The 23,834-nt window shown below is 43.1% G+C and carries 14 protein-coding genes and 1 pseudogene; 11 read left to right on the forward strand and 4 right to left on the reverse strand.

Features of this window, described 5'->3' with window-relative positions; all coding sequences use genetic code 11:
* Positions 1 to 16: 16 nt before the first annotated feature.
* From BACFIN_RS04075 to BACFIN_RS04065, 3 genes are read left to right on the forward strand one after another with little or no spacing between them, the layout of a single operon-like run.
* Positions 17 to 2,575 carry a DUF4962 domain-containing protein gene (locus BACFIN_RS04075; protein ID WP_007756757.1) on the forward strand — a complete coding sequence of 853 codons (2,559 nt, stop codon included), beginning with the start codon at positions 17 to 19 and terminating at the stop codon, positions 2,573 to 2,575.
* A 36-nt stretch (positions 2,576 to 2,611) separates the two neighbouring features.
* The gene (locus BACFIN_RS04070) at positions 2,612 to 4,261 is read left to right on the forward strand and encodes a DUF6562 domain-containing protein (protein ID WP_007756758.1); all 1,650 of its coding nucleotides are present in this window, start codon (positions 2,612 to 2,614) and stop codon (positions 4,259 to 4,261) included.
* A gap of 29 nt (positions 4,262 to 4,290) precedes the next feature.
* On the forward strand, positions 4,291 to 6,006 hold the full coding sequence (locus BACFIN_RS04065; protein WP_007756759.1) for a DUF6562 domain-containing protein: 1,716 nt from the start codon (positions 4,291 to 4,293) through the stop codon (positions 6,004 to 6,006).
* A gap of 72 nt (positions 6,007 to 6,078) precedes the next feature.
* On the opposite strand, the gene BACFIN_RS04060 is transcribed toward BACFIN_RS04065, so the two are convergent.
* On the reverse strand, positions 6,079 to 10,110 hold the full coding sequence (locus BACFIN_RS04060; RefSeq protein ID WP_007756764.1) for a hybrid sensor histidine kinase/response regulator transcription factor: 4,032 nt from the start codon (positions 10,108 to 10,110) through the stop codon (positions 6,079 to 6,081).
* A gap of 277 nt (positions 10,111 to 10,387) precedes the next feature.
* Entirely contained in the window at positions 10,388 to 12,085 is a 1,698-nt protein-coding gene (locus BACFIN_RS04055; RefSeq protein WP_007756766.1) for a Na/Pi cotransporter family protein, read from the reverse strand.
* A gap of 83 nt (positions 12,086 to 12,168) precedes the next feature.
* Between BACFIN_RS04055 and BACFIN_RS04050 the strand changes: the two genes are divergently transcribed.
* Complete coding sequence (locus BACFIN_RS04050) at positions 12,169 to 13,842, forward strand: nucleoside kinase (protein WP_007756773.1); 1,674 nt, start codon at positions 12,169 to 12,171, stop codon at positions 13,840 to 13,842.
* A gap of 97 nt (positions 13,843 to 13,939) precedes the next feature.
* Positions 13,940 to 14,341: a hypothetical protein gene (locus tag BACFIN_RS04045; protein ID WP_007756774.1), complete on the forward strand. Its 402-nt coding sequence runs from the start codon at positions 13,940 to 13,942 to the stop codon at positions 14,339 to 14,341.
* Between the two features lie 106 nt (positions 14,342 to 14,447).
* On the opposite strand, the gene BACFIN_RS04040 is transcribed toward BACFIN_RS04045, so the two are convergent.
* Entirely contained in the window at positions 14,448 to 15,821 is a 1,374-nt protein-coding gene (locus BACFIN_RS04040; RefSeq protein WP_007756775.1) for an aminopeptidase P family protein, read from the reverse strand.
* Between the two features lie 139 nt (positions 15,822 to 15,960).
* On the opposite strand from BACFIN_RS04040, the gene rpoN reads away from it, so the two are divergent.
* From rpoN to BACFIN_RS04015, 5 genes are read left to right on the forward strand one after another with little or no spacing between them, the layout of a single operon-like run.
* On the forward strand, positions 15,961 to 17,445 hold the full coding sequence (gene rpoN / locus BACFIN_RS04035; RefSeq protein WP_007756776.1) for an RNA polymerase factor sigma-54: 1,485 nt from the start codon (positions 15,961 to 15,963) through the stop codon (positions 17,443 to 17,445).
* Positions 17,446 to 17,466: 21 nt separating this feature from the next.
* Positions 17,467 to 18,138, forward strand: coding sequence for a phosphatase PAP2 family protein (locus BACFIN_RS04030; protein ID WP_007756778.1), 672 nt, complete (start codon positions 17,467 to 17,469; stop codon positions 18,136 to 18,138).
* Positions 18,139 to 18,167: 29 nt separating this feature from the next.
* Positions 18,168 to 18,548, forward strand: a complete 381-nt coding sequence (gcvH, locus tag BACFIN_RS04025; protein ID WP_007756779.1) for a glycine cleavage system protein GcvH — start codon at positions 18,168 to 18,170, stop codon at positions 18,546 to 18,548.
* 16 nt (positions 18,549 to 18,564) lie between these two features.
* A complete protein-coding gene (gene purE, locus BACFIN_RS04020; RefSeq protein ID WP_007756780.1) occupies positions 18,565 to 19,074 on the forward strand; it encodes a 5-(carboxyamino)imidazole ribonucleotide mutase in 510 nt (169 codons plus the stop codon).
* Positions 19,074 to 20,915 (forward strand): 4-hydroxy-3-methylbut-2-en-1-yl diphosphate synthase, encoded by a 1,842-nt coding sequence (locus tag BACFIN_RS04015; RefSeq protein ID WP_007756781.1) that lies wholly within the window; start codon positions 19,074 to 19,076, stop codon positions 20,913 to 20,915. The genes purE and BACFIN_RS04015 overlap by 1 nt, the downstream gene beginning before the upstream one ends.
* 103 nt (positions 20,916 to 21,018) lie before the next feature.
* Here the strand turns inward: BACFIN_RS04015 and BACFIN_RS20975 are convergent.
* Positions 21,019 to 21,666, reverse strand: a pseudogene (locus tag BACFIN_RS20975) (AAA family ATPase); the annotation flags it as partial.
* Between the two features lie 847 nt (positions 21,667 to 22,513).
* Between BACFIN_RS20975 and BACFIN_RS04005 the strand changes: the two are divergent.
* The gene (locus BACFIN_RS04005) at positions 22,514 to 23,788 is read left to right on the forward strand and encodes an ATP-binding protein (RefSeq protein WP_007756784.1); all 1,275 of its coding nucleotides are present in this window, start codon (positions 22,514 to 22,516) and stop codon (positions 23,786 to 23,788) included.
* Positions 23,789 to 23,834: the final 46 nt, after the last annotated feature.

The following is a 23,834-nucleotide window of genomic DNA, read 5'->3' on the forward strand; positions in this document are numbered from 1 at the left end:
GTATAATTAAGAAAATATGGATACAAAAATCTTTTCAAAAATAATGTTTGCCTTGTTGTTCTTTATGGCAACAGGGTGTAGCGACGATCAGGAAATCTTTTTCGAAGATTATGCCCGGGAAGAGGCACCGGAAGTGGTGCATCCCGACCAACGGGATAAACCCTATCCGCGTGAGGAACATGAACTTTATATTAATCCGGCACCGCTGTTGGTGCCGCGAGCCGCGAGGAAAGAGAATGAATTTTTAGAGTTCGAACTGTCGCAAGATACCTCTTTTCCCGAACAGGGTACCTACCGTTCGGGAAAGCTGAACTGGAATGTATTTAATATCCACGAAGAGATGGCGGCAGGACAGTGGTACTGGCGTTTCCGTACAGTGGATCAGGATGGAAGGACTGCAGGCTGGAGTAAGGTATACTCCTTTACAGTGACCGGTAAGGAACCGGTGTTCGTTACTCCGGACTTCTCGGTGCTCCGGCAGAACATTCCTGTGGGATATCCCCGTATTCACTGTCACTTGGCTGCTGATATCGAGACTGCGAAAGCGAAGATACAAGAACATGTGGAATATGACGACATGATTTCCAGAGCCGAACAAGCCTATAAAGAGCAAGGAATAGATGCCGCTAAAGGTTTGTATCTTCAAAGCGCTACATTGAGCGAATACATATTTGACTATCTTTATACGGCGTATTTGCTGACCGGTGAAACCAAGTATTATGATAAGATGCTGGACTATGTGCGCAGAATGTTGGGTGAAACGTTGGCTGATGACACTTGGCGCAATAATGACTTCGCCGCTGCCGAAATCGTAACTATTCTGAGTACCGTTTATGATGCATGTCAGAATGACCTGACTGCCGATGAAATGACAAAGATGGAGACGGAGATAATGAAAATCGCCACTTACTATTACAATCATTTCAGAGGACGCATGGAAAACTGGTTCTTTGATGAACACACTTGGCAGGTTACATTGCGTGGAATGGTGCAGGGAACGTTTGTGCTTTGCCAGAAAAATCCGGAAGCAATGACTATTTTGCAATACTTCTATGAACTTTGGACTTCACGTGCGCCATCCAACGGTTTCAATCGTGACGGTTCCTGGTTCAACGGTGCGGGATACTTCCAAACCAATCAGTATACCTTATATTATATGACTATGCTGTTGTCTCATCTCACAGGAGCGGACTTCCTGCAACATCCTTGGTTCCAGAATGCGGGAAGAGCCTTGGTTTATTCCTGGTTGCCGGACAGTCAGAATACTTCTTTCGGTGATTTCAACAGAGAGGACAGACCGGCCCGCTCCAGAATCGGTTTTGCCGATTTCCTGGCTCGTGAACTTAATGACCCCAATGCTATCTGGTATGTGCAGGAATGTCAACGGTCGAGTATCGCGTCGGAGAGTATGCACAATTTATATCGCAATTATGACCTGCGCCTGTATCGTATCTCTCAGGGAGATGCACCTTATAATGTAGGTGGTCATGAAGATCCGGGATTGGAGAACTTTGTATGGTATAAGGATAGTGGTGAAGGAGTGGCTTTCTCGGATATGAACGAACGCAGCAGCAATATGTCTCTTGCTTTCCGTTCCAGTCCTTATGGTTCGGGTAATCATACGCACTCGGATCAGAACAGCTTCCGACTTCTTTATAAAGGAGAATACGTATACATGAATGCTGGTTATTATCAGGTTTATAATGACGCTCATGCCATTCTGCAATATCGCAATACCCGCGGGCACAACACGGTGATGGTGAACGGTGTCGGTCAGCCTTTTACTACAAGAGCTTATGGCAATATCGAGCGTGCATTGAACGGAGATAATCTGGCCTACTTTATGGGCGATGCTTCGCAGGCATATTGCGGAACGACGGAAAATACGTATTGGATAAACAGTTTTGCCGAAGCGGGCTTGTCGCAGACACAGCAGTATGGTTTCGGCGATAATCCGTTGAACAACTATAAACGTCAGATTTTTATGCTTCGTCCCAATAAGGTGGTTATCTATGATGATTTAGGTGCTACCGAACCTGCCACCTGGCAATGGTTGCTGCATAGTCCGGTGGAATTCCACGTAGCGGGAAACAAGGTGACTACGGAGAATGAGACGGTAGGATTTACTTCCGTAGCGCAGATATTCAGTGATGAGACACCTAAGATTACGACTACCAACAAATGGTTCCCGGGCGGTGAACCGGCGAAAGCCGCTGACAAACAGTGGCATCTGACGGCGGAATTCGGCCCGGTGGCACAAAACAAGATTCTTACCATTATCCAGGTGAGTGAAAACGGTAACGTGGAAAACATTTGGCGGGTAGACGACACATTTACAGTGGGCGACTGGACAATCGAAGCTGAATTGAGTGCGGATAAACCCGCAGCCATTTCTATTGCGAATACAGTGACGGGCACGGTATTCGACAATAGTGACCGCTCTCCGGTGTTAGGCGGTGCGCCTTACCAGCGTATGCAGGAGAAATCTTCCGTGCTTTATGATAAAGTACGTGGTACGGCACAGACGCAGGAGATAGGAGACAAACCACTGCAAGTGACCCGTGCGTTGAGATAAGGTAAACTTTTTGTTTAATAGAAATTTCAGAAAGAAATGAAGAAAATAGTTTATATATTAGTAGCTTTGTTTATGACGCTTTTCGTTGCGTGTACGCAAGAGGAAAGTGTGGAAACCTTGAACGGGGACAGCCGGGTGAACTTTTCCTTGAAGTTACCGTCATCGGTAGCTTCCACGCGTGCGGCAATTACGGTTCCCGCGTCTTATAAGATGCGTTGTATCCTGGAAGCGTGGACTGCTGATGATGAACCGATGCTGAAACATCGTGAGGAACAAGCGATTGAGGGTGGTGCTACCCCCTCAATCGACTTCAAGTTGCAAGCCGGCGATTATACTTGTCTGATTTGGACAGACTTTATAGCTGCTGATGCTGCGGAAGAGCAGATTACTACGGAAGACGGATTGACTTATACACGTTATGCCGATACTTTTTATAATACGGAGAACCTGAAATCGGTAACAATTAAAGATGTCAACGGTGCCAATCTGTTTGATACAGATGCATGCGACGCTTTCTTTGCCCGGATAGACCTGGAGAAAAAGTCGGAAGCTGTCGCACAGACTGTAACGCTGACTCGTCCTTTGGCAAAGGTGGTATTTAAGGAAGATGATGCGGAACAATTCTCTTTATTAACTAAATTAAGAGCTTCGTATCAGGTACCCTCAGGCTTTAATGTGGCGACCGGTGAACCGTTGAGTTCTATGCAGCCATTGAACTTTATAAAGAAGGATATTGATAAGGATAATGCCGGACGTGTGCTGTTTACCAACTACGTGTTCACTCCTTCCACCGGAAAACAGGAAATGGAAACCATTTCGTTCCAGTTTTCATTAGGCAGTACGGTTCTGAACCGTGAAATTCCCGCAGGTGCTGTCGCGCTGACGCGGAATCAGCAACTCACTGTGAAAGGAGAATTGATAGGTGACGGAACTTTTGTGCCCGAAGAGCCCGAACCGTCTGAACTTCCACAAGTAGGTGATTTTTTCTATGCAGACGGTAGCTGGTCTTCTTCTTATAAGGCAAGCGGAAGCAATCCTTGTATCGGTGTGGTATTTGCCGTGGCAAATAATGGCGGTGCAGCTTCTGCGGATACTCCGGATAATTATCCAGAAACTAGTTTGGAAGAGATTAAAGGCTGGGTGGTGGCTGCTTACGATCTTAGAGACGATAACACAAAGAATAATCTCAAACCTCGAAAATCGGCAGATGTGGTGATTCCTGAAGGTTTGAAAGGAGATATGAATGATATTCAGGGATTTTTGAAAACAGAATTGCTCAAGCAGCAGACTTTGTCTGATTATCCTATCGCGGAAATGATTGTAAACTATCAGAATAATGAGAAGACGAAAGCGCCTGCTTCTACCAGTGGTTGGTATTGGGGTGCTGTCAAACAATATGATGCGCTTGCAAAAGCATATGCAACAGCAAGTGGTGGGCAGTTGACGGAATCTTTGGCAGTTCGTGAGTCGTTGTTGCTTTTGGAAAATGCCGGAATAGGGGAACTGTTCCCTTTAAATGGCAATGAGAGATGGCATTGGTATAGTACTGCTACAGATAAGAGGAATAAAGGTCTCTGGGCAGGATTTGTCTGTTTGGGTGTAGGGAATACAGATTATGGGAACATTGAAGATGATTGGGTAGAGGTGACAAAAAGTGGCAATGCCCGTGCTATCCTGACATTCTAAATATAATATCTAATTAAATCGATGAATTTATGAAAAATATTTTCTTTTATATACTTCTTTTTTGCAGTCTGGGACTATTGGCGGCTTGTAGCGAAGATGACGATAAGCTCCCTACAGGTATAGGTGAAAACGAAGTCCGCTTATCGGCTTTCTTTCCGAAAGAATTGTCTGAGACACGTGTGGATGCTGCCGCTCATAAATTGCGTTGTATTCTTGAAATTTACCATAGAGAGAACAACCTGCTGGCTTATCGTGAAGAGATAGCGACAGAACCAGGGACGTTGGACGAAAAACTCTCTTTCTCTTTTGAGATGAAATCGGGAACATATAATTGTTTGATTTGGGCGGATTATATCGATGCGAATGCTACTCCGAATGTAGGTGGCAATACAGAAACGACCCGTTATGCGGATAAATATTTTGATACGTCCGATTTGACTGCCGTGAGTATGAAGAATCCTTTGGAGCTTGTCAATAACGATGCTTGTGATGCTTTCTTCTATAGCGGTGAGATGCAAAAGAACGATGGCGAAGGACTTGCCATGGAAATTTCCCTGATGCGCCCATTCTCAAAAATCAGTATCCGCGAGGAAAACCAGCGTGAGTTTAATTTGCTGAAAGAACTGAAAGCAATCTTCCCCGTAGCTACTACTTTCAATGTAGCTACCGGAATGGTGGCAGGCACTCCGGTGCAACAGGAACATCATGTGACGGATTTCAAACCGGAAGTAATGGCAGAGCGCACATTACTGTCATTTTATACATTCGCTAACAGTGAAACACAGAAACTGGATGGTGTGAGCCTGACTTTCACTACCGGTATAGAAGCAATACCGGAACAGACTGTGAACATTCCTGATAATCTTATCCCTATAGTACGTAACCGTCACGTGAAAGTGAGCGCAGCTATGATGCAGGAAACTCCCGAACCGGAAATTGACTTTAATATTACTTACGATATTGATGTAGCCGATTGGGATGTTGCGGATATGACTGTAATAGCGCAGCAGGGTAAAGTGAAAGTGGGTGATTTCTTCTATAAGGATGGTACAACTTCGTCCAATTATGTGGCGGATGCTGATAATCCGTGTATCGGTGTGGTATTTGCAGTGGCGCATAGCAACGGTGCGGCGGCTTTTGATTCTCCAGAAAACTATCCCGGAACAGCCTTAGCTGATTTAGAAGCGATTAATGGTTGGGTGGTAGCGGCTTTTGATTTCAGAGACGGAACTAATGATCTTAATCTGAAACCTAGAAAATCGGCAGATGTGGTTATTCCCGAAGGATTGAAAGGAGATATGAATGATATTCAAGGTTTTTTGAAAACAAAATTATTGGAACGGCAAACATTGTCTGATTATCCTATTGCGGAAATTGTCATAAACTATCAGAATGATGAGATAACAAAAGCACCTGCCAATACCAGTGGTTGGTATTGGGGAGCTGTCAAGCAATATGATGCGCTTGCAAAAGCATACGCAACAGCAAGTGGCGGGCAGTTGACGGAATCTTTGATTGTCCGGAATTCATTGCAAGTTCTGGCAAATGCCGGGGTGGGCGAACTGTTTCCTGTGGGTGGTAATGAAAGACGTCATTGGTATAGCACTGCTACTGACAAGAAAAGTAAAGGGCTTTGGGCTGGTTTTGTCTGTTTCGGTGTAGAAACGAATGATTATGGAGGCATCGAAGACGACTGGTGGGCAGTGACAAATAGTGGCAATGCCCGTGCTATCCTGACATTCTGATTTAAAAGAAAAGTTCCTTCAACATGAGGGAACTTTTCCTTTTGATACGTTCAGTCTTTAGAATGACTGATTTCAGGAATTACTTTTTTCCTGATGCTTTTTGATATACTCGGTAGGAAGCATTCCGATATATTTCTTAAAACTATTGGTGAAATAAGAAGGAGAGCTAAAACCTATTTTATTACTGATTTCAGCAACGGTATAGCGTCCTTCAAGCAGCATCTGACATCCTTTGTTGAAGCGGATACGACGGATAAAGTTTGCCGGTGCTTCTCCGGATATGGCATTCATCTTGATATACAGGTTGGAACGGCTCATAAATAATTTGTTTGCCAAATCTTCTGTCGAGAACTTTTCATCACTGATGTTGTCTTCAATAATTTGTATTACTTTGCTCAGGAATTCATTATCCATAGCATTGGAAGTCATTTTTGCCGTATCTATATTGATTGTACTTGAGTAATATTGCCGAAAGCGTTCTCTGGCTTTCAGTATATTATTGATTTTTCCCTTGAGTAAAGAGGTGGAGAACGGCTTTCCGATATAATCGTCTGCACCGATATCAATGCCGGAGGTCTGGTCTTCGAGAGAGCTCTTGGCAGATAAGAGAATCACCGGAATGTGAGAGGTCTGTATGTTACGTTTGACTAACTTGCACAGTTGCAATCCGTCCATTTCGGGCATCATCACGTCCGAGAGCACAATATCAACCGGCTGTGTCTTCATAATGTCGAGGGCTATTTTGCCATTGGTAGCTGTTATAACCTGATATTTGGATTGCAGGATACCCTTCAAGTAGTCCAACATTTCGATGTTGTCATCCACTAGTAGAATGACAGGTTTGTTCGTATCCTCATCCATGCCGTTCTCTTGATTGTCTTCTGCCGGGATGTAAGATAGGGGTTCGTCGATATAAAGACTGGAGTCGGAACTTTTGACGGGCTGTTTTGCCAGTTCCTCGGCCGTATATGTATTTACATCTTTGGGAAGTGTAACGCTGAATATGGTGTATAGCCGTTCTTTACTATCCACGGAAATACTGCCGTGATGTTTGTCCACCAGGCATTTCACCAAGGAAAGCCCGATGCCGGTTCCCTTGTCATTCTCATTAACCTGATAAAAGCGTTCGAAAACATAGTTCAGCTTTTCCTGGGGAATACCTTTACCGCTGTCTTTTACGTTAAATCCGAAGGTATCCTCTTTCTCCCAGAGTTCCAGTTCTATTTTTCCTTTGTCCGGTGTAAATTTGAAGGCGTTGGATAACAGGTTGATTAAAATAGTTTCGATATATTTTTTGTCGATCGGAAATTGTGTGCCGATGATTCCCGAATGGAACAGGTAGTCAATGTTACGGGTTTCTGCCTGATTATAAAACAGCATGAATATCTGCCGGAACCATTCTTCGATATTACACATTTCTACCTGAATGGGCAGAGCGCCGGACTCCGCTTTTCTGAAGTTTAAGAGCTGGTCGATGATATGTAGCAGCCTACGGCTGTTTTGATAAACATATTGCAAATCGCGTTGCAGTTTTTTATCCAGCATTCTGCTTAGTTTCATCATGTCTTCCAATGGGGCGATAATCAGGCTTAGCGGAGTACGCAGCTCGTGCGACATATTCATATAGAAACGCACCTTTTCATTATTGATTTCCTGTATCTTGTTGTGTTCAAGTGTCTCAACCTGCAACTGCATCTTCATTCTGGTTCTTGCGATGAAGAAATACATAATCCAGCCGATGATACCTAAGCCGCACAGGATAAAAATACACCTGGCTATCCATGTCTGATACCACATCGGAGTGATGTGTATAAAGAATTCAGTCGGCATCTCGCACCATTTGCCATCGTTGTTACACGCTTTCAACAGGAAGGTATAATGTCCCGGCGGAAGGTTGGAATAACTGACATTACGTTCTTCGGTAGAATTCCACTCCTTGTCGAAGCCTTTGAGCTGGTAAGCGAACGCATTGCGCTGGTTGCTGAGATAGTTTGAAACGGTAAACCGGATATTGAACTGTCGTTGGTTGAAGGGGAAATCTATGCCCTGCAGTCGGCCGTATTCGCCCCGGTGTACTTGGGATATGTTGTTCTGGAGATGGGTGACCGACTGGTTCATAAGGGATATTCCTACAATATCAGGTTGGGGCATGAACGGGTTCTCCATAAACTTGAACGGGCTGAAATAAGTGATGCCGTTCAGACTTCCGAAATAGAAAGTACCATCGGAACCTTTACAGTAACCATATACGTTAAATTCATTGTGGCTCAAGCCGTCTTCCTGACGGTAATTGTGAAATTGTTCTCTGTCAATGTCGAAGCAGGACAACCCTTTGTTGGTACTCAACCACATACGCCTTGAACTATCTTCCAAAAGCCCGTATATACAATTGTTGATGAGGCCGTTTTTAACAGTGTAATGTTTATGCAGTTCTATATCCGGTCCGTATTGGTATAGCCCATTGGCAGAAGTGACCCATATATTTTTCTGACTATCTTCGTGGATGCAGTATGCTATGATATGAGCCGAAAAGTCGGAAGACAAATTATCTGTCAGATGTTGAACTTTGGGAGTTCCGGTGTATAAGAACAGTCCTTTTTCGGTAGCAATCCAAATCTTTCCGGAGGAATCACGGTATAAGGCTCTTATTAATATTCCGGATAATTCCGGGTTGCTTTCAGCCAACGGGTGTTTTCTGAACTCTTTGGTTGTTTTGTTGAAGAGCAGCAGACCGACCATTGAACCTACATGAAAGTTTTCACCGTCATCCAGTAAGGAGTAGCAGCTGTTGTCTTCAGCTTCCATTTGAGGTATTGAGAAATTCTCTATTTTTCCTGTTTTTGTGTGGATATAGCTTAGTCCGCCGGAGTGTGTACCTACATAGATATTACCGGATTTATCCAGTGAAATGGCTTTAATGTTATTGGAACGTAACCCATTCCCTTGCTTTGTGGCTCTATAATAAGAAAAAGTCTGTTTTTGACGGTTGTAGTAGTTTACACCGCCATCATTTGTTCCGATCCATAGATTCTTGGTAGATGGTTCTTCCACAATACAGCTGACGACTTTGTCATTCAGGGAATTGAAATAAGGAGAATATTCTAACGTTTTAAATGTCGGGGCAAACGGGTGGTAATAATTGATTCCATCATAGTAGGTTCCTACCCATATTCCTCCCTGATTGTCTATAAAGAGAGAACGGATAGAACTATGAGACAAGCGTTTTTCAAATATTTCGTGCTCCGGATCAAAACTGAACAATGCTTCGGTGGTACCAATCCATATTTGTCCGTCTGTATACTGTTTCAGTACCCGCACTGTATTGGCGGGAGAGAACGTATCACTTTTATCTATCTGATATTTTTTCAATATTTGCCATTTATTGTTGAAACGATAGATTTCTTTCTTTTGGGTACCTACCCAGTAGTCTTTGGTCTTAGTGTTATAGATGATACTGGCAATTGGCGTATCGAGTAGTTCAGGGAGTATTTTTTTTGTTTTCTTCGTATGGATTGAATATAGATATGCACCTTGAGAAGTACCCAATAATAGTTCGTCTTTTATTCTACAAATAGTGTTGATAGTTAGATGTTTAAGTGTTGGATCTATATGTAGTTTCTTGTCTCCTTTTTGGAAAGAAACAAGTCCGATGTTTGTTGCGAGGAATAAGATACCCTTATCGGAGGCATCCTCTATTGCTAATACTTGAAAAGGGGTATTAGGTAAGAGGTAATTGGTGAAATTATCCGTTTCCGGGTTATAACGTGATAAGCCGACCAGCGTACCGAACCACGATACACCGTCCGAATCGGTGCAAAGTGATATAATCTGGTTATTTGCAATAGAAAGGCTGTCATTGGAAGTGTGATAGTAGGTGGTGAACGTATAGCCGTCATAACGGTTCAGACCATCTGTCGTACCAATCCATATTTTGTTGTTTGCATCCTGCATCATTCCCCATACAGTGTTTTGAGACAATCCTTCATTTACGGAAAGTTTTCTGAAGTTTATGTGATCAGTGGATGCAGCCCTGATATTAGAACTAAAGAATAATATGAGTGATAAGCAAATAATTTTGTGACCGGTTAATAATAGTGTTTTCATTTTATATCCATTTGAGGTTATTAAAAATGATAGATTAAGACTGCTTTCTGGAATGATTCCTATCACGAGCAAATTTAATAAGAATTTATCAATTAGCTTTCTTGTTATTACCCGTATCTATTTTGATTTTCTCTATTTTTATGTTGTTTGTGTCTAATATTCTTGTATAGATACTCTATATCAAGTATCAGAAGGGTAGTTTTGAAAATAAAAAAGGAGAATCGGCTATAAATATATTTTAGCTGATTCTCCTTTTTTATGATTCAATTTTGCTCTATTAAGAAGCTTTCTTCTCTTTTACATCACTGCTGGCTTCTACCACATTTACCACATAGTCACCCAGTTTCTCGCATTCGGCGATAATATCCATGTAATAAACTCCCATCTGATAATCGTATTCTTTGTTGTTTACGTCCAGAATGTTCTGATTCTTCAGTTGGTTACGGTAGTTGTTAATTTCATTCTCGATGTTGAAGGACTTGTTGATATCGATGCTCTGATGTTCCGGTTTTTCTACTACCACAATCATTTGAGCAAGTGCATCGTTCGTCAGTTTCATCATGAAATGAATATGCTCATATTGTTTCTCGGTAAAATCCTGGTTGGTCTGACGTTTCCGGTTGATGGTGCGTGCCAGATTATAACAACTGTCACCAATACTTTCGATTTCCGTCACCTCCCGCAACATGGCACGTATCTGCAATTTACTTTCTGAACTTAGGCGTCCTTCAGAAACCTGATTCAGATAGTTGGCTATTTCAAGTTCCATGTTGTCACTGATATTCTCATATTTTTCTATCCGGCTAAACAGCTTGTTGAAATCGTCATCCTTTTCTGTGTGTAGCAAATCCTGCACCATGCCGAACATACGATGGGTACGCTCTGCAAAGAGATGGATTTCTTTACGTGCCTGAAGTATAGAGAGCTCTGCAGTGGAAAGCATACCTCCGGTGATGAAGCGCAATCGTGGTTCTTCGTCCTCTTCTTTCGGGTGTATGAGAGCGCATACGGTACGTTCAATCAATTTCACACCCCATATCAGGATACATACGTTACAGATGTTGAAGATAGAGTGGAAAGCCGACAATTTGTAGGAGATGGCGACTTCCGGATCGCTGCTTTGGAAGAAAGTGTCTACTACCCAGTTAACCATCTGCATGAAAGGATGGAAAATAATCAGCACCCAGATAACACCGAATACATTGAATACAAAATGTGCCAATGCTGCCCGCTTAGCCTGTGTGTTGGCTGTCAATGCGGCGAGATTGGCGGTGATGGTTGTTCCGATATTTTCACCCAATACGAGGGCAGCTCCCAATTCCAGGCTGATCCAGCCGTTGGCACACATGATTAGCGTGATTGCCATCGTAGCGGCGGAGGCCTGTACGATCATGGTCAGTATAGTACCGATGAATAAGAACAGGAGGATGGAGAAAAATCCCATATCCGTATAGTTCTGTACAAAGGCAAGCATTTCCGGATTGGCGTTCAAGTCGGGAGCATTGGCTTTCAAGTAAGAAAGTCCCATAAATAAGAAAGAGAAACCGAAAATGAATTCACCGATGGATTTGCGGTTGCTTTTGCCTGAGAAGATAAGCGGAAGGGCAATGGCCAGAAGTGGAAGGGCGAATGCGGCCATGTCAACCTTAAATCCGAAAATAGAAATAATCCAGGCGGTTACGGTAGTACCGATATTGGCGCCCATAATTACGCTGATGGATTCGGCAAGAGTGAGCAGTCCTGCATTAACGAAACTTACGACCATTACAGTCGTTGCTGAAGAGGACTGGATAAGGGCTGTGATTAGCACACCTGTTAAAACACCCGTTACCCGATTGGTAGTCATTGCCGTCAAGATACTTCGTAGCCTGTCACCCGCGACCTTTTGTAAGCCCTCGCTCATGATCTTCATTCCGTAAAGGAAGAGTCCTAATGAGCCTATGAGCTTTAAAAAATCATAAAAAGAATATTCCATCTATAATATTTTTAATGGTTATTTGTTCTCAATCTGATTATAAGTATATTTAGTCCCATAATATTCACCTTTTAACGAACTCGATGAAACAGATGTTACAAATATGTTGCAAAAATAATAATATTTCTAAAGAATTCCCTATCGGGAGCTCACTTTTGGATATTTATTACGGTTTTAATCTTAATTTTCCTTACCAGGTGGTTAGCGCCAAAGTCAATAACCGATCTGAAGGGCTTAATTTCAGAGTCTATAATAATAAGGATATAGAGTTTCTGGATGTGCGTGACCAGTCCGGTATGCGGACTTATGTCCGTTCGCTTTGCTTTGTACTGTTCAAGGCTGTCACGGAATTGTTCCCGGAAGGAAAATTGTTTGTAGAGCACCCTGTCTCAAAAGGATATTTCTGCAATTTGCGGATCGGGCGTCCTGTGGAGCTGGAAGACGTGATGCGTATCAAGCAGCGTATGCAGGAAATTATTGCTGAGGATATTTCTTATCATCGCATTGAATGCCATACAACTGAGGCTGTGCGTATTTTCAGCGAACGGGGAATGAATGATAAGGTCAGATTGCTCGAAACTTCCGGTTCTCTCTATACCTATTATTATACGTTGGGAGATACGGTCGATTATTACTATGGTAATCTGTTGCCCAGCACCGGGTATCTGAAACTGTTCGACATTGTGAAATATTACGATGGATTACTTCTTCGCATTCCGAGCCGTGAGAATCCGGAAGTCTTGGAAGATGTCGTGAAGCAGGAGAAGATGCTGGATGTCTTTAAGGAATATCTGAATTGGAGCTATATCATGGGGCTTAACAATGCGGGTGATTTCAATCTGGCATGTGAAGTAGGACACGCGACGGATTTGATAAACGTTGCGGAAGCATTGCAGGAAAAGAAGATTGCTCAGATTGCCGATACCATTTTCCATCGGGGAGAAAACGGAAACCGGGTGAAACTGGTGCTGATAGCCGGACCATCTTCTTCGGGAAAGACTACTTTCAGCAAACGCCTTTCTATTCAGCTTATGACGAACGGGTTAAAGCCATATCCTATTTCTCTCGATAATTATTTTGTAGACCGTGAAGATACGCCGTTGGATGAGAACGGAAACTATGATTATGAATCGCTTTACGCGCTCGACTTGGAACTGTTTAATCGGCAGTTGCAGGCATTGCTTCGTGGAGAGGAGGTGGAACTTCCCCGTTTTAACTTCTCACTCGGAAAGAAAGAGTATAAGGGTGATAAACTGAAAATTAAAGATAATACGATATTAATCCTGGAAGGTATTCATGCCTTAAATCCCGAACTTACTCCTCATATTCCGGCAGAACGGAAGTTCAAGATTTATGTTTCTGCGTTGACGACCATTTCGTTGGACGACCACAACTGGATTCCGACAACGGACAATCGTTTGTTACGCCGTATTATCCGTGATTTCAATTATCGGGGATATTCTGCCCGTGAGACAATCTCGCGTTGGCCTAGTGTGCGTGCGGGTGAAGACAAGTGGATCTTCCCTTATCAGGAAAATGCAGATGTAATGTTTAACTCGGCACTGCTTTTCGAGTTTGCCGTGCTTCGTCTCCATGCCGAGCCTATATTGATGGGAGTACCGCGTAATTGTCCCGAATATTGCGAGGCTTATCGGTTATTGAAGTTTATCAAATATTTCGTTCCCGTACAGGATAAGGAAATTCCGCCGACTTCTTTGCTTCGCGAATTTCTTGGGGGAAGCAGCTTTAAATATTAAGTGAGAAGAGGGTGTGTATAATGATATTAAACGCTAAAAGCCTAAACCTTTGATTTTATATTCTGTTATATAGATTATATGCAAAAATAGTAAGAGTATGATTTTTTATAATAATCTTTTGGCAAAATGGTTCTTAAGAAAAGGAAAGAAGCATTGTTTTATGTTGGGTGGTCTTTTTTTTACCCGATATAAATATTTGGAGATTTGGGAAGATATGGAAGTCAGAATCCATGCAAGGCAGTTCTGGGAATGCTTCTTGTTGACGTTGCTACCCGCTTTGGTCTTGTCGTTGTTCTTCTCATGGTGGTGGATGTTGCTTCCCTTTGCGACTTACCACATCTTTTATTGGTTGGAGAAGTCCTTCCGCTCTCACTCTGTCTTTGATTGGGAGGCATTGGAGAATTGTGGTGATACACTTTATCTTAGAAAAAGGAAGGCGTATGCCTGGATGAGGTGGTATGGAAAGAAAGTATTACCTTTATCCGATTGGGATGATTGAAGTCATTTTTACCACAGATTACACGGATTACACAGATTAGATTAATACATTGATTATCAATATTATTTTATTATCTGTGTTAATCCGTGTAATCTGTGGTGAACAATTATCGCAAAGCCTCCACTTCTTCTGGCGTTAAAGGAATCTTCTTGCCTAATCGACGGGCGCCGGTTTCGGTAATCAGATAATCTTCTTCATTGCGGATACCGCCGAAATCTTTATAAGTTTCCACTACGTCGTAGTTGATGAAATCGGTAAATTTCTTTTCCGCTTTCCACATATCGATCAATTCCGGAATAAAGTATATACCCGGTTCTACCGTATGTACAAATCCAGGTTCCAGAGGTATGGCAAGGCGTTGTGACTTACGGCCGAACTGCGTACTTTTCGGCTGACCGTTGTAGCCTACCCATATTTCTCCCAGATTTTCCATGTCGTGTACATCCAGCCCCATCATGTGGCCTAATCCATGCGGATAGAATAAGGCGTGCGCACCTTCGCGAACAGCGTCTTCCGCATTGCCTTTCATCAGTCCGAGAGCTTTCATTCCATCAACCATGACACGGGCGGACAATTCGTATACATCCATATAAGGAATGCCCGGTCGGAGTGCTTTAACCGATTCCAGATGCATGGCATTCTGTATCTCGTAGACTTCCCGTTGGCGGGGCGTGAATTTCTTGTCGGCAGGAATGGTAGATGACATATCTCCTGCATATCCCGATTCAACCTCCGCACCGGCATCTATTAAAAACAGATCACCCGGTTTTACTTTATTGCCGTGATAATGGTTATGCAAAGTTTGTCCGTTGATGGTAGCGATTGTAGCGAAAGAAAGTTCGCAGTTATTTGATTCCGCTACCCGGTTCATTTCCGCCACCACTTCATATTCATACATACCCGGACGAAGTACTTTCATGGCGGTGATATGCATATCGGCAGTCACATTGCAAGCCTTTTCTATCTCTACGATTTCTTCTGCCGATTTATAGTTCCGCTGGGCTACTACGGCGCGGATGAATGGAACGGAACCTTCCTGATGTGCAGGGGGGATACCTAGCCAATCCATCAGTTTTAGCTTATGTTCGGGACGGTAAGGAGGTAGATAATGCACTGACTTCCCTTTTTGGACACATTTATGGAGATAGCTGACTATTTCTGCGGATGGCAGTAAGTTAGCCACGCCCACCCGTTCGCATTTTTCTTGTAGTGTAGGTTGTGACCCCATCCACACGATGGCATCAATTGATAATTCATCACCGAAAATAATTTCCTTGTTTTCGTCAATATCGATTATTGCCGAAAGTCCTGCACATGACAGTCCGAAATAATAAAGGAAAGTAGAATCCTGACGATAGCGGAAGGTGTTATCTTCGTAATTTAGTCCGCACTCGTCATTTCCTAGAAATAACAAAACTCCGGAGCCTAATTTCTTTTTCAGCAGGGCTCTTCGCTGCATATACGTTTCTTTGGCAAACATATTGTTCTAATTTTAAGTTCGTGCAACAAAGATAACGATTTTTGTGTTATAGGATTAAAAATTATTCCTCTAATCTGTGTAATCTCTGGTTAAAAAGTTACTTTTGTAGCGAGAAACAGAGTAGAAAGCAAAAACGAATATGGCACAAGGTTCCCGTCAAATACAATCGCAGGCGCAACAGCAAATCCAAACGCTCTCGCCTCAGCAGATTCTAGTCGTGAAACTGTTGGAGCTTCCCGCAGTAGAGCTGGAAGACCGTATCCATGCTGAACTGCTTGAAAACCCGGCACTTGAGGAGGGCAAAGAAGAGAATGTCGCAGATGAATATTCCGATGGTGACACTTCCGGGGAGGGTATGGAGAATGATGCCAACGAATACGATTCTTTGAGTGATTATCTCACCGAAGACGATATTCCCGACTACAAACTGCAAGAGAACAACCGATCTAAAGACGAGCAGGCGGAAGATATTCCGTTCTCCGACTCTACCTCTTTTTACGAAATACTGAAGGAGCAGCTTCGTGAGCGCAATTTGACAGAACACCAGCATGAACTGGTGGAATACCTGATCGGCTCGTTGGACGATGACGGCCTGCTCCGCAAATCTTTGGAAAGTATCTGTGACGAACTGGCTATTTATGCCGGTATAGAATCTACGGAAGAGGAGCTGGAAGAAGCACTCTGCATCTTGCAGGATTTCGATCCGGCAGGTATCGGAGCACGTGACCTTCAAGAATGTCTGTTGATACAGATCCGCCGGAAGAAGGAAGAAGGGATGAATCCTGCTCCTATATTGGATATCGAAGAACGCATCATCAGAGATTGTTATGAAGAATTTACCCGGAAGCATTGGGAAAAGATTATAAAAAAGCTGGATGTTGATGAAGAAACATTCAATGAAGCTATCAGTGAGATTACAAAGTTGAATCCCCGTCCGGGAGCTTCTTTGGGAGAGGCTATCGGGAGGAACCTCCAGCAGATAGTCCCCGACTTCATCGTGGAAACGTATGATGACGGTACTATCAATGTCAGCCTTAATAACCGTAATGTTCCGGAGCTTCGTATGAGCCGTGATTTTACGGAGATGGTGGAGGAACATACCAAGAATAAGGCCAACCAGTCCAAAGAGTCCAAAGAAGCGATGATGTTTCTGAAACAGAAGATGGATGCGGCACAAGGATTTATAGATGCGGTCAAACAGCGGCAGAATACGTTGATGACTACTATGCAGGCTATCATCGACCTGCAGCGTCCTTTCTTTCTCGAAGGGGACGAATCCCTGCTGAAACCGATGATTCTAAAAGATGTGGCCGAACGTACGGGACTGGATATATCAACCATTTCCCGTGTCAGCAACAGTAAATATGCGCAGACCAATTTCGGTATTTATCCGTTGAAGTTCTTCTTCAGCGACGGATATACGACGGAAGACGGGGAAGAGATGTCTGTCCGCGAAATTCGTAAGATTTTGAAAGAATGTATCGACGGAGAAGACAAGAAGAAACCGTTGACCGATGATGAATTGGCGGACATACTGAAAGAAAAAGGCTACCCTATTGCACGTCGGACAGTGGCGAAATACCGTCAGCAGTTGAATATTCCGGTGGCAAGACTTAGAAAATAATTGATTAATAGATAATTGATAATGGATAGAGAGAAAGAGCATATCATAGCGGATAAGACAATGTTGCAGGTGGCAAGAGTCACTTCGATGGTGTTTACCCCGTTTTCTATTCCGTTTTTGTCATTTCTGGTGCTATTCCTGTTTTCTTATCTCCGTATCATGCCGATGGTATATAAGTTGATTGTATTGGGAATTGTCTATTGCTTTACTATATTGACTCCCACTATAACCATCTTTCTGTTCCGCAAGATCAATGGTTTTGCCCGTCAGGAGCTGGGCGAACGGAAGAAACGTTTTGTACCTATCCTGCTGACTATCATTTCGTATGTATTCTGCCTGCTGATGATGCGTAGGCTGAATCTGCCTTGGTACATGACCGGCATTATTCTGGCTTCTCTCGTAGTCTCCATTATTTGTATAGCAGTAAATCTGAGATGGAAACTGAGCGAGCACATGGCGGGCATAGGCGGAGTGATAGGCGGATTGGTTTCCTTTAGCGCCTTGTTCGGTTATAACCCGGTAGGGTGGCTGTGCCTGTTTATATTGATAGCCGGTGTGCTGGGTTCTGCCCGTATCATTCTGGGACATCATACGCTGGGAGAGGTCATTTCCGGTTTTACGGTCGGCCTGGTATGCGCCCTTTTGGTGCTTCATCCGGTGAGTAATATCTTATTTCGAGTATTTTTATTTTAAAACAGTATAAATCCTAAAAACTAATTATTATGAACTTTCCACAGAATTTGAAGTACACGAACGAACATGAATGGATACGCGTAGAAGGAGACATTGCATACGTAGGTATCACCGATTACGCTCAGGAGCAATTGGGCGATATTGTGTTTGTGGACATACCGACGGTCGGTGAGTCGCTGGAAGCCGGTGAGGTTTTCGGAACTATCGAAGTAGTGAAAACAATTTCCGATCTTTTCCTGCCGGTGGCAGGTGAGGTGCTGGAACAGAATGAAGCGCTGGAAGAGAACCCGGAACTGGTGAACAAAGACCCATACGGCGAGGGTTGGCTGATTAAGATGAAACCTGCTGATGTGAAGGCGGTAGAAGACTTGCTGGATGCGGAAGGGTATAAAGAAGTGATTAACGGATAAATTAAACATTAAAAATATGACTCCAATTGTAAGTATCATCATGGGCAGTACGTCCGACCTTCCAGTTATGGAAAAGGCCGCACAACTGCTGAATGATATGCATGTACCGTTCGAAATGAACGCACTTTCCGCTCACCGCACGCCTGAGGCTGTGGAAGAGTTTGCTAAGAATGCCCGTACTCGTGGCATTAAAGTAATTATCGCTGCTGCCGGAATGGCTGCCGCCCTTCCCGGTGTAATCGCGGCTAACACTACACTTCCTGTAATCGGAGTGCCGGTGAAAGGCTCCGTGCTCGATGGTGTGGACGCACTTTATTCCATCATTCAAATGCCTCCGGGCATTCCTGTAGCCACTGTTGCTATCAACGGAGCGATGAATGCGGCTATTCTGGCCATTCAGATGCTTGCTTTGAGTGATGAAAAGCTGGCGGAAGCATTTGCAGCTTACAAAGAAGGACTGAAAAAGAAAATCGTAAAAGCAAACGAAGAACTGAAAGAAGTCAAGTTTGAATATAAAACAAACTAATGGATCTATTCAATTATTTTCGGAGGGAAACTACCGAAGTGAATATTGGGGCCGTACCGTTGGGTGGCCCCAATTCTATTCGTATCCAGTCGATGACCAATACGTCTACGCAGGATACGCAGGCTTGTGTGGAACAGGCGAAACGTATTGTCGACGCGGGCGGTGAGTATGTCCGTCTGACGACGCAAGGTATCAAGGAAGCGGAGAACCTGAAAAATATTAATATCGGTTTGCGCAGTCAGGAATATATGGTTCCGTTGGTTGCCGATGTACACTTTAATCCGAAAGTTGCCGATGTGGCAGCCCGATATGCGGAAAAGGTACGCATCAATCCGGGGAATTATGTAGACGCTGCACGTACTTTTAAGAAGCTGGAATATACCGACGAGGAGTATGCGCAGGAAATACAAAAAATTCATGACCGCTTTGTGCCTTTTCTGAATATCTGCAAAGAGAATCATACGGCTATCCGTATCGGTGTGAATCACGGCTCTTTGTCCGACCGCATCATGTCCCGTTATGGTGATACGCCCGAAGGCATGGTAGAGTCTTGTATGGAGTTTCTTCGCATTTGTGTTGATGAGAACTTTACCGATGTGGTTATTTCCATCAAAGCGTCCAATACGGTTGTCATGGTGAAAACCGTTCGTCTGTTGGTAGCTGTGATGGAGAAAGAAGGGATGGCTTTCCCGTTGCATCTCGGGGTGACAGAAGCCGGAGACGGTGAGGACGGACGTATCAAGTCCGCTCTCGGCATTGGTGCACTGTTGGCCGACGGACTGGGGGATACTATACGGGTATCTTTGAGCGAAGCTCCCGAAGCGGAAATTCCTGTTGCCCGTAAGTTGGTGGACTATATCCTGTTGAGGCGGAATCATCCTTATATTCCCGGACTGGAAGCGCCTGGATTTAACTATTTGTCGCCCGAACGCCGTAAGACGCGGGCTGTCCGCAATATAGGAGGTGAACACGTGCCTGTGGTCATTGCCGACCGTATGGACGGGAAGACCGAAGTGAATCCGCAATTTACTCCGGACTATATTTATGCCGGACGTGCTTTGCCCGAACAACGGGAAGAAGGTGTGGACTATATTCTTGATGCGGACGTATGGACCGGAGAAGCCGGTACTTGGCCTGCTTATAATCATCAGCAACTGCCGTTGATGGGAGGATGTAATGCAGAACTCAAATTCCTGTTTATGCCTTATATGGCACAGACGGATGAAGTGATTGCCTGTCTGAAACAACATCCCGAAGTGGTTGTCGTCTCTCAAAGCAACCATCCGAACCGTTTGGGTGAACATCGTGCGTTGGTGCATCAACTGATGACAGAGGGGCTGCAAAATCCGGTTGTTTTCTTCCAGCATTATGCGGAAGATGATGCGGAGGATTTGCAGATAAAAGCTGCGGCCGATATGGGGGCTCTGATCTTTGACGGGCTTTGCGATGGTATCTTCCTGTTCAATCAGGGCGGTTTGAGCCATGCCGTTGTCGACGCTACTGCTTTCGGAATCTTGCAGGCCGGACGTACCCGTACCTCTAAGACTGAATACATATCTTGTCCCGGTTGTGGCCGTACGCTTTACGACTTGGAGAAGACAATTGCCCGCATCAAGGCTGCTACCTCACACCTGACAGGACTGAAAATCGGTATCATGGGCTGTATCGTGAATGGTCCCGGTGAGATGGCGGATGCTGACTACGGTTATGTAGGAGCAGGACGAGGCAAAATCAGTCTTTATAAAGGCAAGGTCTGTGTAGAAAAGAATATTCCTGAAGAAGAGGCAGTAGAACGACTTTTGGAGTTTATCCGGACAGACCGGGAAGAAAACCTGCAATGATATTATATTGGACACGGATGACAGGTGATGAGGGACTGATTTCATAGAAAACCTGTCATCCGTGCCTAACTATGTACTACATATCTTCCAATGACAAACACATTGTTTCATCGCGAACCATAAAATGGATCATGCTTTCCACGTGAAGCGTATGGTTGTCGCAAAAAAGTTCCACGTATTTAGGCATCCCGCCAGTAAAAGTATAAAGTGCTAAAAGATCATCATTCGAATGTGTCGGGGCATATTCATGCATGATTTCTTTTAGGACAGAGAGACTGAAGGCTGACTGCTTGATTATGTTATCAGCTCTTCCGAAGAGTGGTTCTTTGTTGTCTTGGAAAATTTTTTGCATAAGAGAATAGATGGAACCACTGACAATCAAATTCATGTGTGAGGACTTCCGATATTGGTCCCAAATATTTTGCATATCGCTGAATATGGATTCATTTATAGTATAGAATTCCTGAAATTCATCAATAACCAGGTTGAAAGTCCGTTGTGCCGAAAGCTGCATTAGGTATTGGAATAAGTTTCGGAAACTTCGGATTTCTGTCGGAACAAAGATTTGCAGGGCTTGTGCGATAAGTGGGATGAATTCTTCGCACAAGGTTGCTTTATTTTTACGCCCTATAAATAAGTAGACAGTGGGAGTCTTTTCAACGGCTTTCATGATGAGGCTTGTCTTCCCAATTCTACGGCGACCGGTAACGACTGTCATTCTTGAACTTTCCTCAAATGCCAATTGCTGAATTTGTTTTAGCTTTTATAGTTCTTCTTCTCTATTATAAAACCTCATAATCAGTGAATTATATTAGTAACCGTGGTTACTGTAACCATGGTTACAGAGATATTTATTCTTAAGGGAACGGCAAACTTTTTCTTTCTTTTTATAAATTCTTTACCCTGGGCATATTTGTCATGGCCTTCAATCTAAAGAAACATACCTGTTTAATAACAGCCTCCCAAAGTGATATCTACCTATATAGTTCCATTAACGTGCCTATGTAGTTGCCCTTGAGTGCCAGTATAGTTCTACTAAAGTACCGCTATCTTTACTTTGTCACGGCCGTGGTGACTTCTTCCCACAGCCGTGGCGAGTTCCTACCACGGCCGTGGAAAGATATCGTCACGGCCGTGGAGAGTTAACAATACTGATGCTTTAATGGAACAATACCTGCTTGTTAAGTGAAAGATCCGGCTATATAACATTCATTTAATAGGGGGATTCATTTTAAAAAGCTGCTTTCTATGTGGATGGTATGGTTACTGCAGGCGATGATGTCCTTCGGGTGCTTATAAAATGGATCAGGCTGACAATAAAAGTTCTAATTTTTTATTGTCAGCCTATTGTCATGGCTTATTGTCATCATGTAAACCGATGATAATCATTATACTATTGGAGAAAAACTTTGGTTGACAATAAGAATCATCAAATTTATATGTAATCTTCTTCTGTCCTGTCAAAGTTTGTCCTGTAAAGGATAAGTAGCAGTTGACAACTAAAGAAAATAGTAGTTACGGTTGGAAAGAAAAGAGAGTCTTGCTTACTATATTAAGCATGTTTTTGCTATATTTGTGCAATATAAAGAGCATATTTTATGGAAAAACGAATAATAAAGGCAATTATAGCCGAGCGTCAGCAAGAAATTAGTAAGATTCAGCTGGTTGAAAGACCGATATATTTTGAGGAGCAGGCGAATTATGTTCTGGTTGGTATTCGTCGTGCGGGTAAGTCTTATCAAATGTATCAGGATATACAGAATCTTGTAAGATTGGGTAAAGTGACTTTTGAAGACTGTCTTTATATTAATTTTGAGGATGAGCGTATCTCTTCTATTGAGGCTTCGGAGCTAGGACTTCTGTTGGAGTGTTATGCTGAAATGTATGATAACCGTAAGCCTTTGATATATCTTGATGAGATTCAGAATATTGACGGATGGGAAAAATTTGCTCGTAGGCTGGCTGATTCTAAATATAGGGTTTTCATTACCGGAAGTAATGCGCGAATGCTTAGTAGGGATATTGCCACTACTTTGGGTGGACGATATATCATGCGGGAAGTATTTCCCTTTTCATTTGCAGAGTATCTCACTTTTCATCAGATTCACTTGAAGGCAAACTGGGAATTTGAACCGGAACAACGGCTGGAAGTCATTAAGCAGTTCAATACCTATTTTCATTTCGGAGGATTTGCCGAAACGTTTTCTTTGATAGATAAACGGGAATGGATTAATTCGTTATATCAAAAGATTTTACTGGGAGATATTATAGCACGCAACGAGATTCGCAATAGCGCTGCTATCCGGCTATTGGCAAAGAAGCTTGCTGAAAGTGTCATGCAGCCAACTACGCAGACACGATTATTGCATATTGTAAAATCTTCTGGTAGTGGTATCAGCCGTAATACATTGGCAGATTATCTCACTTATATGAATGATGTTTATTTGACTTTTAACATCCCCAATTTTACAGATTCAGTAGCTGAACGCATGTCTAGTTGTAAAAGGTATTTTTATGATAATGGGTTGCTCAGTAATTTTCTGATAAATGCCGAAACTAAACTATTGGAGAATATCGTTGCTGTAAATTTAATAGAGCGATATGGAAAAGAAGAAGATAGAGTGTTTTTTTATAATAAGGGTATTGAGGTGGATTTTTATATTCCTGATGAAGGAATGGCTATACAAGTATCATATAGCATTGATGATCCGATTACCCGGGAACAGGAGGTCAGGGCTTTATATAAAATGTCGGAAGTTTTTGGCTTGAAAAAGACTTTTATCATTACTTGGGATGAAGAAAGGACAATTTCAGGGAATGAGTTGGATATAGAAGTCGTGCCGGTTTGGAAATGGCTGTTGCGATATTGCTGACATTGAAAGGTGCTAAAACTGATTTTGCAACTTTGTTGCATAAATC

It is taken from the genome of Bacteroides finegoldii DSM 17565 (assembly GCF_000156195.1).
Taxonomy (GTDB): domain Bacteria; phylum Bacteroidota; class Bacteroidia; order Bacteroidales; family Bacteroidaceae; genus Bacteroides; species Bacteroides finegoldii.